The 17331-nt window shown below is 55.3% G+C and carries 14 protein-coding genes; 8 read left to right on the top strand and 6 right to left on the bottom strand.

Going from position 1 to position 17331, the window contains the following annotated elements; translation table 11 throughout:
- Positions 1-18: 18 nt before the first annotated feature.
- The 3 genes from GOX88_RS18575 to GOX88_RS18565 all read right to left on the bottom strand — a co-directional run bounded on the left by GOX88_RS18575 (position 19) and on the right by GOX88_RS18565 (position 4440).
- On the bottom strand, positions 19-2604 hold the full coding sequence (locus GOX88_RS18575; protein ID WP_170405273.1) for a DUF3857 domain-containing transglutaminase family protein: 2586 nt from the start codon (positions 2602-2604) through the stop codon (positions 19-21).
- A gap of 279 nt (positions 2605-2883) precedes the next feature.
- Positions 2884-3285, bottom strand: coding sequence for a ribonuclease E inhibitor RraB (locus GOX88_RS18570; RefSeq protein ID WP_217354256.1), 402 nt, complete (start codon positions 3283-3285; stop codon positions 2884-2886).
- A 201-nt stretch (positions 3286-3486) separates the two neighbouring features.
- Complete coding sequence (locus GOX88_RS18565) at positions 3487-4440, bottom strand: winged helix-turn-helix domain-containing protein (protein ID WP_170405267.1); 954 nt, start codon at positions 4438-4440, stop codon at positions 3487-3489.
- A gap of 404 nt (positions 4441-4844) precedes the next feature.
- Between GOX88_RS18565 and GOX88_RS18560 the strand changes: the two genes are divergently transcribed.
- The 3 genes from GOX88_RS18560 to GOX88_RS18550 are packed head-to-tail and all read left to right on the top strand — an operon-like array spanning position 4845 to position 8886.
- A complete protein-coding gene (locus GOX88_RS18560) occupies positions 4845-5960 on the top strand; it encodes a TIGR03032 family protein (RefSeq protein ID WP_170405264.1) in 1116 nt (371 codons plus the stop codon).
- 50 nt (positions 5961-6010) lie between these two features.
- Positions 6011-8032, top strand: coding sequence for a beta strand repeat-containing protein (locus GOX88_RS18555; protein ID WP_170405262.1), 2022 nt, complete (start codon positions 6011-6013; stop codon positions 8030-8032).
- Complete coding sequence (locus GOX88_RS18550; protein WP_170405555.1) at positions 8029-8886, top strand: autotransporter outer membrane beta-barrel domain-containing protein; 858 nt, start codon at positions 8029-8031, stop codon at positions 8884-8886. The genes GOX88_RS18555 and GOX88_RS18550 overlap by 4 nt, the downstream gene beginning before the upstream one ends.
- A gap of 360 nt (positions 8887-9246) precedes the next feature.
- Here GOX88_RS18550 and GOX88_RS18545 read toward each other — a convergent pair whose 3' ends face one another.
- Positions 9247-9723 (bottom strand): DUF4279 domain-containing protein, encoded by a 477-nt coding sequence (locus GOX88_RS18545; protein ID WP_170405259.1) that lies wholly within the window; start codon positions 9721-9723, stop codon positions 9247-9249.
- 123 nt (positions 9724-9846) lie between these two features.
- On the opposite strand from GOX88_RS18545, the gene GOX88_RS18540 reads away from it, so the two are divergent.
- The 3 genes from GOX88_RS18540 to GOX88_RS18530 all read left to right on the top strand — a co-directional run bounded on the left by GOX88_RS18540 (position 9847) and on the right by GOX88_RS18530 (position 11573).
- Positions 9847-10062, top strand: coding sequence for a hypothetical protein (locus GOX88_RS18540; RefSeq protein ID WP_170405256.1), 216 nt, complete (start codon positions 9847-9849; stop codon positions 10060-10062).
- A 28-nt stretch (positions 10063-10090) separates the two neighbouring features.
- Positions 10091-10549: a hypothetical protein gene (locus tag GOX88_RS18535; RefSeq protein ID WP_170430385.1), complete on the top strand. Its 459-nt coding sequence runs from the start codon at positions 10091-10093 to the stop codon at positions 10547-10549.
- A gap of 346 nt (positions 10550-10895) precedes the next feature.
- Positions 10896-11573 carry an IS110 family transposase gene (locus GOX88_RS18530; RefSeq protein ID WP_170405552.1) on the top strand — a complete coding sequence of 226 codons (678 nt, stop codon included), beginning with the start codon at positions 10896-10898 and terminating at the stop codon, positions 11571-11573.
- A gap of 452 nt (positions 11574-12025) precedes the next feature.
- Here the strand turns inward: GOX88_RS18530 and GOX88_RS18525 are convergent, their stop codons facing one another.
- On the bottom strand, positions 12026-13696 hold the full coding sequence (locus GOX88_RS18525) for a sulfatase-like hydrolase/transferase (protein ID WP_254443359.1): 1671 nt from the start codon (positions 13694-13696) through the stop codon (positions 12026-12028).
- Between the two features lie 13 nt (positions 13697-13709).
- On the opposite strand from GOX88_RS18525, the gene GOX88_RS18520 reads away from it, so the two are divergent.
- The gene (locus tag GOX88_RS18520) at positions 13710-13946 is read left to right on the top strand and encodes a hypothetical protein (RefSeq protein WP_170405250.1); all 237 of its coding nucleotides are present in this window, start codon (positions 13710-13712) and stop codon (positions 13944-13946) included.
- Between the two features lie 100 nt (positions 13947-14046).
- Positions 14047-15429 (top strand): tetratricopeptide repeat protein, encoded by a 1383-nt coding sequence (locus GOX88_RS18515; RefSeq protein ID WP_170405247.1) that lies wholly within the window; start codon positions 14047-14049, stop codon positions 15427-15429.
- 200 nt (positions 15430-15629) lie between these two features.
- On the opposite strand, the gene GOX88_RS18510 is transcribed toward GOX88_RS18515, so the two are convergent.
- Positions 15630-17012: an amidase family protein gene (locus GOX88_RS18510; protein ID WP_170405244.1), complete on the bottom strand. Its 1383-nt coding sequence runs from the start codon at positions 17010-17012 to the stop codon at positions 15630-15632.
- Between the last annotated feature and the right edge of the window lie 319 nt (positions 17013-17331).

The raw sequence follows: 17331 nt of genomic DNA, 5'->3' as shown, positions 1-17331 counted from the left end.
CTGCCATGGGAGTGGAACTCACAATATCGGGTCGAACCAGGCGAGTGTGAACAGTACAAAAAAGGGCAGGAACAACACGAGCATTCCAAGCGCAGGCCAGCCAAATCTGGAGTTTTTTCGAATTACATCCGGGTAAGTCGTATTCAATTTGTTGACGTGCCTGACCACAGGGATCCATGCCAACAACGTCACGATTGAAATCACAAGCAGCCAATCTTCAACACTAGCCTCCAACTCGCCCTCGTACCAGCCGAGGAATTCGCCGACCAACAAGATGGCAGCAAGTAGTGTTGCCGAACTCCGAAACCGATTGCTTTCCTGGGGCACGCTGGCCATACGCGCGAACAGGCTGAAATTGGTAATGGGACTAAACACCGCGCGCCAAAAGGGTGATACCGATTGCGCGTCGACATCTCGGACCCACTGCCAGTTCTTGAAGCTCCAATAGACCGGATAGATGCCGACCGTCCCGATTGTCATGACAACAAACTTCGTGAGCGAGATCGGATGAAAGACCTGATACTCTCGCCAAGCGACATCGCTATTCTTCAATAGAGACGCGCCAATCAGGGATATCAGCAGCGCGCAAAGTATATATGCATAGAATCCGAAAGTGTCTTCGTCGAAGCCGTCGATCCATTCTTCAATGAAACCCGGGTCGTAGGGGGGACTTATTGTAAGCGAAACCTGGGTATCGTTTCGGGCATTTTGAATGGCACCCATGGTCGCAACAAACTCATCCGCCATGATCCTATCGGACTTTGAAAAATAGATGACTTCTTTGGTATAGATTTCATCCTCAAAATTCTCTGATCGATGGTATTCAAACGCAGGTTGCACATAACTCTGCTGGTCGTCCCCAATTTCCCAAGTGTCATCCAGAATGAACCGCATGGATTGCCTGGTTCGAACCGGATGCGGCAATGCAAAAGGCATGGTACGGGACGCGCCTACGAAACCAGGCATGTCGTGAAGCAAATCACCAGTGTCTGAATAGAATTCTAACCAATCTGGTGTTTCGCCTTCTTGCCAGGCATTGGGTATGCGGTATTGACCGGTAATCACGACCTCAGCGGTGGTCTCGTCGACATCAACTTTTAAATCAGAAACGCTCTCAGTTTGCGGTCGGGAATTCTGATAGAACTCCAGAAATGACCTATTGGCGGCTGTCGGACCCACCTTTTTGTACCAAGACAAAATACTGTCCGCTGCTGCCATGCGGTATCTGGAGACACTTGTCAGCATAACTGCTTCAGGGTCAGAAACAACGTCATAGCTATCCGTGAAGTCCTTGTAGAATTCCGGCTGTGGCGCTTTGATCGAGATGATCCCTGGGCCATTTTTGGCGACAACAAGGCCTTTTCCGAAATCGGCCTGCTGAAGGTGATCCAGATCGCCAAGCTGAACGCCTCGGGTCGGATCAAGGAAATAGGGCGTTCCCGCAACTGTCGCAGAGACGATAACATGATCGAATGAGTTGTGGGATGGCGGGAATATTTCCAGATCCCCCCTGATATCAAAATCGACCAACACTGGCACCGCTTCGATATTCAGTTCGGCCAACAGCGCTGTAAGTAACACGACCATGTCCTTGCAGTCGCCAAACCGATTGCGCAAAACTTGGTCTGGATGGCGCGGAACAAAACCGCCCGGTCCGATTTCTATACCGAGATAACGGATTTCCCGTTGCACGAAATCCAATGCAGCGCGCAGGCGTTCTTTGTCAGATACATGCTTCGCACGGATATCGGAGGCAATCTGCTGCAGTTCGTCCGATCTAATCTGGCTGACGTCATAGAATGGCGCAAAATGCGCACCCACCGATTTCCAACTTTCGTAGCTGCTAAGGTAGGTCGAGGGATAGGCGATGTAAGAGCCAGGCAGATATCCATCGACCTCAATTTCCGGGATGTTTTTGCTGGTCCACAAATACTCGGTTTCATCTTCGAATTCAGAGATTGCGGGCTTTGGGGGTTTGCCGTAGGACCTGACCTCTATGTCGCGACCAGAAGGGACCAATACGCGCTTGTATTGGTATTGGACCGGGACGCCATATTGAAGCTGAAAACGGCCTGAAAAGTTTGACCCAAGCGCTGGGTTTCGGCCATGGATCGTATAGGAATAGTCTAAAATGTCGCCGACGCGCACGTCGGGGACGAGGTAGGCCAGCACCATTTCGCCATTGTAGATAAGCTTATCACGCTCGACTTCTGCGCGGTACATATCGAATAGCGACGGATCCAGAATATCAGTGACCACACCGTTCCGAACGCGGTGCAGGTGATGGAAAGAGATTGTCTGATAGCTGGGGTCAAACGTGATCGAAAGGGACGAGTTGTCCTCGATCGCGCTGGGGGTCAGCAGTTGCTCGGCATAGTGTAGAAAAACTTCAGTATCAGTCTCGCCGAACCTGATCTGATTGTCGACCAGCAGGTAGTTGATCTCGCGATCCTTGCCCAATGGAAACGCAACATTCAGGCGGTCGACCTGGTTGACCCAATGCGCGGCGGGTTCGATCGTCAAATAGCGCGAGACTTCTTGCGCCGAGGCGAATTGAGAACCGATAACCGAAAGAAAAAGCGCAAGAAAGTATGCTACCCGCAATAGAAAATCCCTATCTTGTCAGTACATTGCCGATAGCAATTTGAAGTGGTCGATCAAACCGGAGTCTTGGGTGCTACGGAAGTAGACTGTCGCATGTGGCGAAATTGCCGACGGTTCAGCGATTTGATCTGCCACACCGCATGAATACCGCTGGTTATTGCGACGGTTGCAACGCCAGCAATAACTGCAGGAGCGGACGTCTAGTTTGTCCGCAAGATGTAACTCTCGGACCTGTTTCCGAATGTCGGCTTTGACGATTTTTGGGCAGATCACTAGCCTTCAGCTCTCATCGTCAAAGAAATCGAGGTCGGTACCAAAACCGATGCTATAGTCGTCATATCTTGCCGAATACTGGGCAGCTATAGATTTGAAACCACCTTCGTGTTTTTTGATCTCTACCACGTCTGGAATGATAGTTACTTCGGCTTCGATTTCGTGCGGATAGGGATCACCCTCATCATCAGTTTCCTGTGTAACGTTGTATCCTTTTTCCGCCAGCTCTTTGGCCACAACGTCCGCATCCAATCGGTGCTTGAACGCAAGATCGAAAGTAAAAGGGGCAGGTTCGGACAAATCTGCGCCGTGCTCTGCCGCAGACTTCAACATCTCTTCATTGCTCGGCTTCAAAAATAAATCTTCGACAGTGTTCAGCGCATCTTGAATAAACGACTTAACCGACATCGAACTAAACCATTGTTGGAAGCCTTTTGCCCAACTCTGGTGCAATGACGGCAAGGAGGCAATGCCTGCTCTGAGCCCAATTACACCAATGCTGCGTAATGTGCGTATGTCCCCTTTCCTAACGGGATTTAACGGCATCTATCGTAACTACGCGAATTCTGATTTTGCAATCTGATTGCGACCAATCGCTCTCCAATACTCTCATAGGGTATTGTTTTGCTCATGAAACGTCAGACAATCGGACCCGACGCTTTTGAGAATAACGGGTTCGATGAGGTCAGTGTTTTCCGGATACGGCCCGGACATTGCAAGCGCGCCGCGAAGGGTCATGCCGTGTGGAGTGCGCCGCCAAACCACTCTAGTGGCGTATGGTGCACCACCCAAACGCCACGAACTGCCGTGCATCAAGCCGGTCATGATGTCGGGCCTGTAGGCATGAGGTGCATCCAGTGTTGACTGGCAAACAGAATGAGGTGGTTCGGAGTTTTGTTCCGTAACATACACGCGGCCGTTTATGAAAACTGCGGTGCCACGGTAGCGAGCCCTCTGCCGGGTGCCGACTTTGCGGTCTTCGCCGCGTTCCGAAGTCCAAACGACAACCTGGCCATCGACTTCTTTCAGCACAGTTACACCAACCTTGATCGCGTTGGGCCATGACGGCGTTCGGTAGAACGAGTTGTAAACCCCAAGAATATACCGCCAGTCCTTGAGTGGCGCGACGCCAGAAAAGCGCCTGTTACGGTTTTGGGATTCGTCCGTTCCGGTCGAGATCAAGCCGTCATTGCGTGTCGAAGGCGGCACATTCTCCAGCACAGTGGCATCATTTTCCCGAAGAGAGACAGTGGGGCGCACGAAACGCAGCCCCCGGCCATACTCCCATTGAATGCAGCGATCCGGGCCTTCACCGTCCGCCAGTGCTTTTCGCAATGCGCTGACCCGGTTGTACATCGCGGCATCGGATACCTCACGGCCGTTCCAAACGGCTTCGATGAGTTCCTCTTTCGTCACCACGTCGCCTTCGCCGTGCACGAGGTAATTCAGCAGTTTCGCCGTGCCGCGCTGCAACCGCACCAACTCGCCGTTGACGTACAGCAGATTGCGTGCGGCGTCGAAACTCCAGTGCCCACAGCTGATTAATAGGGGGTTAAAGTTCATACTGCTCAACCTCGCATCGGTTTTCCCTGCGTTTAGGTGTAATTCTCGTGTGATTCCACTTCTGAATTCAACTTCAAGTTAAGAAAATGGGACTTGAGGGTGCAGATTCCCAAGACGTGTGGCGTGTACAAAACATGGGCTACTTCGCGTTTAACCGGCACTGAGAAATCGCACTGTGGCCACAGGCAAAGGTGGTCGCCGGATTCTGGAAGATACCAGTTCTTGAGTTTGACATTACGAGTTCATCCAGAAGTGCCAGTTTTCGCGGGTGGCACCGGTCTGACTTGACGAACTCTTTGATCGGTTAAAGCGACAAAAAAAATTCCGAGGTGATCGATCACATTTTCAAGCGGGAAAATCGTGACATGAACTGGTGGCATACTGAGCAGAACTGAAAAGAAAATATGAACATAATAGAAAAAGGCGGCTCCAACAGGACTGAATCGCAAGCCAAATCGCCGGAAACGGAAAACACCTCCGAGACCCGCTACTCGGTGTCTGCAGGACTAGCCGCTCGGCTAAATGTGCTCGGGCTGTCCTTGGCTTTTTCTTCGTACCAGTCGGGGTTGCTCTATCTGATTGGCGTTAAACCTGACGGTGGGATCAACATCCACCAGATGGCCTTTCCGCGCCCGATGGGAGTGCATCGTCACGGGCAGCACGGGCTCTCCATCGCAGCTGACGACCAGATCCTGCATCTTCAGAACGTGCTGGAGCCGCATGAGCGGATGAATGACATCTTCGACGCAGGCTTCATGCCGCGCCAAAGCGAATTCACCGGTCGGTTGGATCTGCACGATCTGGGGATCGACACCGAGGGCCGGTCGATCTTTGTAAACACCCGCTACAATTGCCTGGCCACGCCCGATATGCGCCACAGTTTCCGCGAGATTTGGCGGCCCCCGTTCATCTCGGCGCTTGTGGATGAGGATCGGTGCCACCTGAACGGGCTGGCGATGCAGGACGGGCGGCCCCGATACGTCACCGCGGTCAGCCGCTCGGACACGATTGATGGCTGGCGCGACAGGCGGGCGGATGGAGGCATTGTGATCGATGTCGACACCAACCAGATCGTCTGTCGGGGCCTCTCGATGCCGCATTCACCGCGTCTGCACGATGGCCGGTTGTGGGTCCTGAATTCGGGTCGCGGTGAGTTGGGAGAGGTGGAGTTCGACCGCAATGGCATGGGCCGCTTCGTGCCACATGTCTTCTGCCCCGGCTTCGCGCGCGGTCTGGCTGTTCACGGGCGCTTTGCTTTTGTCGGTCTGTCAAAGCCACGCTACGAGCGGTTCGAGGGGTTGGAGCTGGATGCCCGTCTGGCCGAGGCCGACAGCAACCCCTGGTGCGGCATTCAGATCATCGACCTTGAAACCAGATCCTGCGTGGATTGGCTGCGCATCGACGGGGCGGTGTCCGAGCTTTACGATCTGGAGCTTTTGGCGGGCCATCTCTGTCCGCTGGCCGTCGCGCCGGGCACGTCGGAAGCCGCGTCTTTAGTGACGGTGCCGAAACCCGGTTAGCCGGCTGAATACAAATCGAAAAAACTCACAAAAAATCCGGGATAGTAGCGATGAAAACCACAAACAGCGAAGTCGCGCAGGCGCACAGGCCGTTTGCCCTGCTCAGAGGTGGGCGGATGACCAAGCACAAGGGACAGATGGCCAGTTATGCGCCGTCGATGGGGCGGGTGCTGTCCGGTGTTTCGGCGGTTGCACTTGGTGCAGCACTCACATTTGGTGGCGGCGCTGCACAGGCGGGCAGTTGTACGGATACCGGTGGTGGAAACGTCGTATGCGTAGGCCCTGCTGTTCCGGGCACGGATAGCAGTCAGTCATTTTCCATCGCAGGCCCTCTCACGGTTTCCACTACACCGGGTTTTGGGTTGGATGTCTCTGGCGGGAACGCAGTAAACCTGATCGGCGACGGAATCACCTTCAATGATGCCAGAAACTCGACGATTACAACTGGTGACACTGGAATAAACGCGCATATTGGTGCGGCCTATAGCGGCGATCTGACGATTACGACAAACGGCTCGGTCAACGGCGGCGTCACCGGAATTTATGGCAGGCAGAACGGTTCAGGCAGCCTGACCATCAATGCAGCCGATACGCGCGGTGACGGCTATTACGGCATCAATGCAAGGAATTACGGCGGTTCGGGCGACCTGTCGATTACCTCTTCGGGAACCGCTTATGGCGGGTTCACCGGCATCGTCGGAATCAATGTCAGCGACGGCACCTTGTCTATCTCTGCCGTTCACGTGACGGGCGCTGGAGATGACGGAATCTTTGCGGCTAATACCGGCACTGGTTCCACCGGTATTGCGATCACCACGACAGGGACGGTTAGCGGTTCCCGTTCCGGGATTTTCAGCACCAACTATGGAACGGGCGCAACAACGATTTCGGTTACGGATGTCTCAGGCGGCTCGCGCGCCGGTATATACGCCCGAAATGATGGCGCCGATCTGACGATTACCACAACCGGTAACGTTTCGGGGACCAACGCTATCAATGCGGTAAACTATGGTACAGGCACCTTGACCATAACCGCGTCCGGCAATTTGCGCGGGGGGAGAGGTCCGGCTGTTTCTACCCGGACGGGTGCCGGTCAGCTGACGGTGATTGATCTGCAGAATGGCGCGTCGGTTTCCGCGTCTCGGGGCGAGGCGATCAGAAACAACGAAGGCGACAGCCAGGTGACGTTGCGGTTGGGCTCTGCTCTCAGCGGTGCAGTTCATCTGAATGACGGCAAAGACGCCCTGACGATTGAGGGAGGTGCCGATATCAGCGCCGCGACTCTGTTCGACGGTGGCGACGGCACCGAAGACGAACTGACCCTCTCGGGCTTCACCGGCACCTTCGACGGAGCCCTGTTCACCAATTGGGAAACGCTGAACGTCAATAGCGGCAGTGATCTGACCCTGAACAGCGCGGACGCGGGTGCGTTACAGTCTATCCTGATCGACAGCGGCGCGACCATCACAGCGCAGAACGCGGATTTTACCTTTGGTGGCGACCTGCAGGTGAGCGCAACAAGCCAGTTTCTGGCCGGGGCATCCGGGACCGGCAATGCGCTGTTGGGCGGCAATGTCCTGAATGACGGCCTGATCTCGCTGGCTGACGGGAATAGCGGCGATCAACTGACCGTTGGCGCAGACCTGTCAGGCAGCGGCACCATCGGGCTGGACGTGAACCTGACCACCGGCACGAATGACGAGGTTATTGTGCAGGGTGACAGCGCCGGGGCCAGCCAGGGCCTGCAAGTGACCAAAACCGGCAGTGGCAATGGAACAGTGCATGATTTCACTCTGGTCACCGTTTCAGGAGCAAGTTCCGCAGGAGACTTTCAACTGGTCAACGCCGATTTTGTCACCAATGACGGCGATCAGGCGATCAGTGACGGCGATATCGCCTATGTTCTGGAATATGATGCGGCCGCAGGTGAGTTCACCCTGACACCGTTCGGCGACTCGAGTGCCACCAACGACAATCCCGGCGGTGATTTTCTGGCGGCCGGCGTCCAGCAAGTCAGCGATCAGTTGCGCTTTGGGACGGCGTTGGGGCGGATCATGGTTCAACGCGTCTGAGTTCAGCCGAAGCCAATACTGTCAGCCGTGCACTGAGCGAACTGACCTCGACCACCCGCCCGCTGGTCTGGGTACAGGCGGAAGGTCAGCGCGACAGCTATTCCATCGATGACCGCGACGTGAACACCAACAGCGGCGGCCTTCGCTTTGGCGCGGGTCTGCCACTGGCAGAGCTTGCAGGCGGCGGGTTGATCGGCGGGCTGGAGTTCGCCGTGAGCAGCCTGTCCACCGACGTGACCACCGCACTTACCAACGCCGACATCAGCACCGATGCGTATGAGGCAACACTCAGCGCGCTTTGGATTGCCAACAGCCAGCTCTATGTCGATGGGCAGCTGAGTTATGCCCATTTCGACGGAACCACCACGCCGAACGGTGGGGTTGGAGTTGATACAGACAGCAATGGTTACGGTGTCTCCGTCGAGGTCGGCAAACCATTCCTTCTGGAAAACGGTCTGACTTTGGTTCCGCAGGCGCAGCTGATGTACAGCGACATAGATACTGACGATGTCGTTGATCTTGCCGGTGGTGGTCAGACTGGTTCGCTGGAAGATGGCGATACACTGACCGCCCGCCTTGGCCTGCGTGCCGAGCGGGAATTTGCGGGGAACTCGGTGCTGTTCGGTCAAATCGACTATTATCACGCGTTCGACGACGAAACCTCGGTCGCTTTTGGTCAAAACACCATCGTAACTGCGCGCGGAAAGAACACCGCCGCCCTGACGGTTGGTGGGAATGTAGCATTGTCCGGAAGAACCACATTGTACGGTGAAATCAACGGAGAAACCGGGTTGGGGAGCAATTCCAGCGACTATGTCCTTGGTGGAAACATTGGCTTTGAGTTCAGATTCTGAGGCCTCAAAGAAACGGATCAACCCGCGCTTCCGCGTGGGTTGATTCCCATCGAGGTTATGCGAACTGATCGGTTCCCATTCTGGCAATCGATGCCACCTGCGTGCATGGTTCCGCAACAGCTTTCCGAATGAAAACAGCTTGGGTGACTTTCAAACCCACAATTGAAGGCAGAACGCGGACTTTGCAAAGCTCGGCGGTCGACCCAGAGCCGACATTCGTCGACCAACCACGCACCGCGCCGCAGCTTCACCAAACCGGCTAATCGCTGCGAGCGCAATATCGAGAGCCGTTCGAACTCACAGTTTGCGGACAAAGTGTGAATTCGCTGCGGTTGCAGCCAAAGGCGGCTTTTCAGTTCTCTAGCCTTCTTCACCATCAAATGCGTCACGCCCATACTGGGTGCGTATGTCAAACATTAGTTTGTGGACATCTTCGTCAATATAGGCATCGAACCAAGTGCGGATGCCGAGCTGGGTCAGGCGTCTTTGGTGCTGGAAATCTAACTCGAAACTAAAGCACTGAAGGTTGTAGCTTACCAAAACGACGCGGACATCATAGTCTCCGGTCAAGGCCTGTAACGCCAACTCACGAGATCGCACTCGTCGCAAGATGGCGCCCACGTGGATGTTAAGGTCCTCAGTCTCCAGAACGCCACTGTTTAGCTTCCAATTCGTGAACCACCGTTTCTTGTGTGGCCCTTTCGTTTGCCAATCATCGCCTTCAGACCATTCCTCATCAGGTTCGATTCCAAGAGCTTCCGAAATTCTTTTTGACGGGCCCTTCCCTTGAATTCCGAGGTAGGCGTATTGTCGATAGGTTTGTGGTTCCAAAGGCATGAGCGATAGGTGTTTCTTTGATGTTGTGATTTCTGTCTCAAATTACCGCTTAGCAGACATTTAACCGTCGTGCAGCATTCAACGCTTTGGGCTCAAAGCAGTCGTTTGCGGCGGCGTGTCAGAATGGCGGTTTTGGGCCGCTTCAAGGCCGACAAAGGCAATTCTGCCTTCCAAGCGCAGTATCAACAGAACCTCACGGACGGTGAAGACGAATTTCTCTCAATGTCCGACTTGCATCTGGTGGAAACCTTGCCGAACGAAAGCGTGTTCGTCCGGCGGGTCGGCGCTGGGATACGGCGGCGAAGGTTGGTCCGCGTTGTGACTTTACAGTGGGGCTGACCTTTGTTTGGCATGCGTATGAAGAGAGATGGTATTTACTCGACGCCTTTCGTGCTCGAACGAACTACATGAGGCGTGGAACGCTGTTCTTCGATTGCGTAAACAATGGCGCGCGGACCGGGTCCTGATCGAATCCCCGGCGATGGGTATCCACCTTCTGGGTGAATTGAAACGCACTGCAGCAGGTGTCTACATGCCCATCAACGTGGTCACTGGCAAGCTGGATCGCTTCATCCCGCAGACCGACTGGATTAAATCTGGCAAGCTAGCCATCCCTACGGACAAGCCCTGGTTTGATGAATTCCGCAAGGAACTTTTGGTGTTACCGAATGCACTTAAAGATGATCAGGCTGATGCCCCGACCCAGTTCGCCGAACACATGCGTCGAAGCCAAGGAACGTATCTCGATACAGGTCCTTGCAGCGACCGCCGCCAAGGCAACTATCGACCCGAACGACCAAGAAGGGAAGATCGCATGCGGTTCTGACGCTACGCTAAAACGCTTTCGAGTGATCTGGTTGTGGGTATCAAATCTTCGACCTCACACGTCTGCGAGGAAGTGCGAAGGCGACATCTGACTGTCTATGTTAGACGATCGTGGTGGGGCTGAAAGCGAACTATTGAAGCGAGCGAGGTTTAGTCAATTGGGCGGATTCTGTTGAAGAGCTCGTCCCGAATGACAGTGCGATCGTTGCTGGAGTTCCGACGTGATTTGTTTGCGCCGGACGTTTGTCCAGCGGACGCCCAAATTGACTGATGTGGCCGCTCAGATCATGCCGCAACTTCCGCTTGAACGGTCTTGGGTCTTAGCATTGCAAGCATTCTGAGGTTCCCTGACCAATTGCGCAGTTTGTGTTCTGCAAGAGGATGGCACGCGCGTTTTCGAGAGTGAGTGCTCGACTGACCCGGATGAGATCATCAAGACGACTTCTCTACATGCTGACTGCGTTGAACGGATCGTGCATGAGTCCGGGCCGCTATCCATTTGGCTCTCACGCGAGCTTGATCGCCGTGGCGAGCCGGCGGTGTGTATTGACGCCCGTGCGGCGCACAAAGCTCTGTCGGCACGTATGAACAAGTCAGATCGCTCGGATGCGGAGGCGAAAGCTAAGTTGGCGCGAACCGGCTGGTGTCGCGAGGTACATATCAAGAGCGAAAACAGCGACCGGCTGCGCCTGCTCTTGTCGGCCCGCGGCAACTTGAAAACCCTCGGCACCCGTCTTGGCATTGTGCGCAAAGGACGGAGCCGGCGCGACTTCCGCGATCAACCCAGCGAGATTGTTCCCGGTGATCCGATCCTCGAAGTCGTATTCGCATCGCTGATCAAGGTGTATGAAACAGTCTGCGATAAGACCACCGACCTTGATGCCGAGATCCAGAAAAACGCAAAGGATTGCCCACTGGCACAGCGCCTGACAAGCGTGCCTGGTGTTGGGCAATGCGGCTTGTGCAACGCAAAGAGCTCAACAAAGCGACGGTCGCGACTGCGCGAAAAATGGCGAACATCCTGACGCGGCTTTGGTGAGATGGAACCGAGTTCGCCTGGACAACGGAGGCTTTGCCCGCATGATTTGAAACACAGAGTTCCGCAAACTGCGGAAACTGGTGCTATCGGGACGGAGACCGGATGACCTCGTGATGCAAAGTCGATGCGCTTCACCGGGCGACGTCGCAGCGGACTTCTAGAAGGCATCCCGTCACCAACACCATTGTGGGGCGGTTCGTTCAACCCCGGAGAGAACCATGAGACCGATGCGACCTAAGTCCGCCCTTGAAATCCAAGCCGCAGATAGAGAACTTTGCAAAGTTCAGTGGACGGTCCTCGCAGCGTTTCACGCCAGGATGGCCCAGTTGCACGGCAAAGTCGTCTTTGCATACGGTCTTTCCTACATTGAACTGTTCTGGGACCAACAGTGTCGGCGGGCGCGATCCCAATAAGACCGCGCCAGTTCGTATTGACGCTTCAATCTGCGTTTTTCCACCCGTTGAAGTGGTCGACCAGCTCCACTGTTTCCGGTCTCAGGTTTTCGATGCCTTCGTAAGGAACATCCTGGCCTGCATCGGTGTGGGGATAGGCGCCGATCTGACGGCGGTGCCGCTCCAGCATGTCTTGGAAGGAGGCACCCGTCCAAATCGCGTTGCCGGGGGTGTACAGCTCTTCGCGGGGGTCGCGGTAGAGGTTGTAGACTTGCGAGAACGCGCCACCGACGCCGGGCGCGGGCAAGTGCCACTTGTACTCGTTCTTCACAATCGAGCGCAGCACTTCGTTTTCATAGATGAAGACGTAATCGCGACGACCATAGCCCTCGCCGTTGAACAGCAGCGATGTCTGATCCAGCCCGTCAACGATACGGTCACGCGGCACGAATTCAGTTCCTCCACCAATCCTTGCCAACGTCGTGTAAAGATCCGAGATATGTGTGATATCGCCGACCATCGTGTTTTCTTCCAATACACCCGGCCAGCGCATAAACGCATTAACGCGCACACCGCCTTCAAGGTGCTGGCCTTTCCCGCCGCGATAGACACCTTCCGAGAAGCCCGTTGTGCCTAAGTATTGCAACATTGGGCCGTTGTCGCCCATGGCGATAATGATCGTATTGTCGGCGACGCCCAGTTCATCGACCTCCGCCAAAATATCTCCGAACCATTGGTCAACAGTTGCCATACGCTCAACCCACAACCCACCATTCGGCGTCTGGGCTTGTTCCACATCGGTTTGCGAGAAGTTGACCGGCCAGAGCGGCCAGTATTGCAGGTAAAAGGGTTGATCCCCTGCGGCCAGCTTCCGCAACTGCTCAATCGCCTGGCGTTGATACCGCAGGTTCATCTCGACATAATCTTCGTGGGTCCAGACCTCTCCCGCCTCGATCCCGACCTCACGGGCAGTGCCGCCTTTTTCACCTTCCAGTCCGTAGACCATCGCGTTGGGTCGGAAGAACCGATCAAGATGATGGGCGTTGGATTGGGTCGTGGTGTCATAGCCCGCGATGATATTGCCGTCGGCCCCGTCACGCGTCATGACCGACAGTTGCGCCTGCTGATGCACGGGGAAGGCGGCCCAGTCGAAACCCTGATTGTGCGGGTAAGATTCTTCGATGTCCCCCATGTGCCATTTGCCTATATGGCTGGTGGCATAGCCGGATTGCGAAAGGATCTCGGCCAGTGTGACCTCGGACGCGGCAAGGCCTTCGCCCGTTGTGGCGCCTTTGGTTTCCTGCATGCCTGTACGTACCGGGTGCCGCCCGGTCATTGCGGCAATGCGGGTGGGTGTACAGGAAGGTTCCGTGTACATCCGCATGAAGTTCATGCCCTGATTGGCAAAATCGTTGATATGCGGGGTTTTGCTGCCGCGCACATAAGACAGTTCCGGAATGCCTATATCGCCGAACCCCAAATCGTCGATCAGCACGAAAATGATATTGGGGGGCTTGCCGTCATTTGCAGCCCGGATTTCGGCCAATCGGTCTTGGACTCCCTGATCTTCGGTCTGCCAGCGGTCCCCGTGCTGGGACTGCAGGATGTAATACTCGCTGTCATGAATGATCGGGTCCTGTTGTGCCAGGGTCGCCCCCGCACTCATGGTCAGAACCACGCCGGACATTAGCCCGCAAAACTGTCGGTTAAGTGTCATTTTGTAGCTCTCCTTGATTAAGTTTCGTTTCACAGGCCTCAACCCGCTGCCGAAGCTCGTCGGTGAGTTCAGCGACAATCCCGACCAGGAGGCCCGCGGTGCGCCCTGCGTTTTGGTCAAGGTCGGCAGCGACGCTTTCCAGATCGTCAAAGACTTCGACCAGTCGCTGGTCGCGCCGCCGCACCCGCTGAAATCGGGCAAACAGGGACGGGTCGTGTCGTTCCAGAAAACTCACCTGAGCCTCGGCTGATTGGGGCAGACAGACGCAGGATCGCAGTTAAGTTTTGCTTCGGGGAAGTGAGTCACCCTAAGCTGGAGGGGTGAGTTCGATGGGTAAGGTGCGGAAATCAATGCGTGATCCCGCTTCAGGCACCTCGGAAAATGTAGGGGGTGATCCAAGGCTGCGCGAGGTTGAAATGCGCGATGCGATCTCGCGTGTTCTAAAGAGCGATTTGTTCTCCAGCACACCGCGTCTGAGAGAATTCCTCGATTTTGTCGCCGGCGAAACGATCCTAGGGAACACTGACAAGCTGCGCGCCAAATCCATAGCGCACTTCGTCTATGACCGTGATCCTGTCGATGAACGTTCGTCCGCAAACTTGGTTCGCGTCGAGGCCCGACGCCTGCGCCGTTTGCTTGAAGACTATTATGAAACCGAAGGCCAGTCGGACCCGGTTCGAGTGCATATCGACAAGGGAGGGTACGCGCCGCGGTTCGAAAGACAGCGGGTGCAGTTTGAAAAGTCGGCGCCGGAGCCAACAGAGGCATCGGCGTATGATGGCCTTGCAGCAGCAGAGATCGCCCGACGGCCCGCCAAGCACTTGTTGCGGGTGACAGCCATTTTGGGTGTAATCGGGCTGATCGCATTGACGGTGCTGTATTTGCTTTTGAGCGACCCAACGCGCACGCCGGCGGTCAAATCTGAACGTCTTGAGCGTGAAGCGCTTATGGAGCGGTCCCCCGCGGCGTTGGAAGCGGCGAACCTCACGGCGCAGGCACGTGGTCTCATCTATCCGATATTCGACGCCGAGCGGCAGCGCCTGACCACCGAACTGTTTCGCGCCGCCATTGACATCGATCCGAACGCCGCGGGCGCCTATGCCGGGGCGGCCCAAACGCTTGCATCCCAAGCGTTGTTGTCAATCGACGGGCCGCAGCATGATGCCTTTTTGGGCGAAGCAAACGAGATGCTGGCGCGCGCCCTCAAACTCAACCCGTCTCACGCATGGTCCCAATCGGCAGCGGGTTGGGTTGCGTTTGTGGAGGGAAATTTTGAAAACGCCATGCGCTATTCGGAACGGGCCGCGTCCTTGGCCCCGAACGACGGCAATGTGCTGGATTTCTTTGGAGTGGTGGCGGTTCTATCCGGCGCGTGGGAGACGGCAGTTCATGCGGCGTTGCAGGAAAGACAGCGGGCTGGGGCCAACACCCGCTATGCCGATCAGAACATCCTTGCCGCCGCCCGGTTCCATATGGGCGAGTTTGAGGAGGCAGCCCGCATCATCGAAGACAGCAACGCGCGCGGCGGTCCGCTTTCAGCGCCGGGTGTGGTGTATCTCGCCGCCACCTACCAAGCGCTTGGACGCGAACGAGACGGGCAACGCATGTTGGCGCTGCTTGAAGAAGATTGGCCCGGATTTCCCGCCGAAGTCGTTCTGAAGCGCCTTCACCGCCGCGAAGAAAACGCGCTGGAGGTCATCAACCGACTGCGTGCCCTGGGGTGGAAAGACTGATGTTCGGTTGAGTGTTCCGGATCAGTCGAAAGCTAATTTAGAGAGACAATGTCGTGACTGGAACAAAACTTGGAAAGTGCTCAGCCCCCGTCCTTAAAGCCCTTTGGTGTCATTTCTGATGAATGCAAATTCGAACATCAAGGATGTTAGGTGGCCCGAGTTTAAGGTCGCAATAGTAGCTTTCTTTTCCCAGCGGGCCACTAGGCGTTCACCAGAGCAGCTTCGATCCCAAGCGCAATGCCAAGCAGGTCAAGGTCAGCTTCCGGACGCCCGTCAATTTCCAATCCCACTGGCAGATGATCCCCTTCTGAAGCACTCAGAGGAATCGATATTCCCGGAGCACCATACACGCCGGTTGCAGCAACGTTTCGCATAAAAACCGGCAAGGTAGGCACATATTCACCGTTCAGGAAAACGGCCTCATCAGATCCTTCAATCGGCGGTGCTTCGAGCGGTGTCGCCGGAAAGATCAGGGCATCGAGATGATGATCCTCAAATAGCCTTAGATAATTCTGCCTGATCCCATCGATCCTGGCGATTGCCTCTCGATAAGTGGTCTCAGATGGTGCGTCTTCACCCAAAACTGAATTGACATAGGTGTTCTTGACGTCCTTGCTGGCGATCTTGCCGATCATTTCCTGCAATGTTGTGTTTGGTTGCATTTGCGCCAGATAAGCAGCCATTGCATTTTTCATCTCGTAGAACCCAACAGAGAAACCCACTTCGAACGATGCAGAGCTTATCGGCGATATGTCGACTTCGACCAAGGTAACCCCAGCCTGCTCGATCTTCGCGAAAGCATCGCTGACAGCACGAGACACATGCGACGAAAGGTTTACCATGTAGTCTTTTACCAAACCCAGACGCAAACCTCGCAGATTGCGGGGCCGGGGCATCGTCTGATGCGTCATGATTGAAGCCAGATACGCAACGTCTCCAACGGTCGTCGCCATGGGGCCGGCAACGTCAAACGTCGGAACAGAAGGGACAATGCCTTTCATATCAATCAACGAGGTCGAAGGGCGAAACCCTACCACGCCCGTCAATGCGGCGGGTACTCTGATTGAACCTGCGGTATCGGTTCCGAGCCCGCCCGAAACGATCCCGGATGCAACCGCAGCTGCGGTCCCACCTGACGACCCGCCCGGGATCCGGGTATGATCGGCGGGGTTTCGAACGGTTCCGAATGCTGCGTTGTTGGACGTCACCCCGAAGGCAAGTTCGTGCATGTTCGTCTTGCCAATAACAATTGCACCCTCGGATGTTAGGTGGGAGACAATCGGGGCCGACTTCGATGCAACATAGTCGATACCTGGGGTGCCGGCAGTGGTCCGGAACCCTTCGACATCGATATTGTCCTTGATCGCAAGCGGTATACCCGCCAATCGCCCTGTGTTGCCACCAGAGGCTACCAGACGATCAACCTTTTTTGCTTCTGCCAAGGCCTTATCCCGGTCAAATGAAATGAAGGCGTTGATTGCACTGTTGGAAGCCATCTTATCAAACGTCCGCTCGACCAGCGAAACCGCCGTGAGCGATCCGCTGCGAACCTGTCTTACTTGTTCAACGATAGAGTCGGGCATCCGCATTTACCTATCAAAGTTAGACTGTGCCTGAAGCTTACTTTCATCGAATGTCTGCTCAGCGACAAACTGTTTTATGGAATTCACCCGAACACGACCTTTGTTCCGCGCAGTCCCGACGTTCAGCACTAGATGGCAAATGGCAGGTGAGCGGACAAAGTGAGGTTTCGCCGCGCATACACCAACAGCCGCTTTCCGTGCTTTTGCGTCATCCAAAGCATAGCTACACAGGTAATTACACATAGAAGATGAGATGGCACGGGTGTCCGCTATACGACCGTGCCAGACAATATGTGGTTTATTTAGAGAGCCAAATATC

The sequence above is a fragment of the Ruegeria arenilitoris genome, assembly GCF_013030985.1.
In the GTDB taxonomy this organism is placed as follows: domain Bacteria; phylum Pseudomonadota; class Alphaproteobacteria; order Rhodobacterales; family Rhodobacteraceae; genus Ruegeria; species Ruegeria arenilitoris_B.
Note: the sequence above shows the minus strand (reverse complement) of the source record. Positions and strands in the feature narration are given on the sequence as shown.

Excerpts from the sequence above, each read along its gene's own strand:
- GOX88_RS18540 (WP_170405256.1), top strand. The coding sequence starts at position 9,847 with ATGGCGGTTTTGGGCCGCTTCAAGGCCGACAAAGGCAATTCTGCCTTC.
- GOX88_RS18515 (WP_170405247.1), top strand. The coding sequence starts at position 14,047 with ATGCGTGATCCCGCTTCAGGCACCTCGGAAAATGTAGGGGGTGATCCA.
- GOX88_RS18560 (WP_170405264.1), top strand. The coding sequence starts at position 4,845 with ATGAACATAATAGAAAAAGGCGGCTCCAACAGGACTGAATCGCAAGCC.
- GOX88_RS18510 (WP_170405244.1), bottom strand. The coding sequence starts at position 17,012 with ATGCCCGACTCTATCGTTGAACAAGTAAGACAGGTTCGCAGCGGATCG.
- GOX88_RS18565 (WP_170405267.1), bottom strand. The coding sequence starts at position 4,440 with ATGAACTTTAACCCCCTATTAATCAGCTGTGGGCACTGGAGTTTCGAC.
- GOX88_RS18535 (WP_170430385.1), top strand. The coding sequence starts at position 10,091 with ATGGTATTTACTCGACGCCTTTCGTGCTCGAACGAACTACATGAGGCG.
- GOX88_RS18545 (WP_170405259.1), bottom strand. The coding sequence starts at position 9,723 with ATGCCTTTGGAACCACAAACCTATCGACAATACGCCTACCTCGGAATT.
- GOX88_RS18555 (WP_170405262.1), top strand. The coding sequence starts at position 6,011 with ATGAAAACCACAAACAGCGAAGTCGCGCAGGCGCACAGGCCGTTTGCC.
- GOX88_RS18525 (WP_254443359.1), bottom strand. The coding sequence starts at position 13,696 with ATGACACTTAACCGACAGTTTTGCGGGCTAATGTCCGGCGTGGTTCTG.
- GOX88_RS18570 (WP_217354256.1), bottom strand. The coding sequence starts at position 3,285 with ATGTCGGTTAAGTCGTTTATTCAAGATGCGCTGAACACTGTCGAAGAT.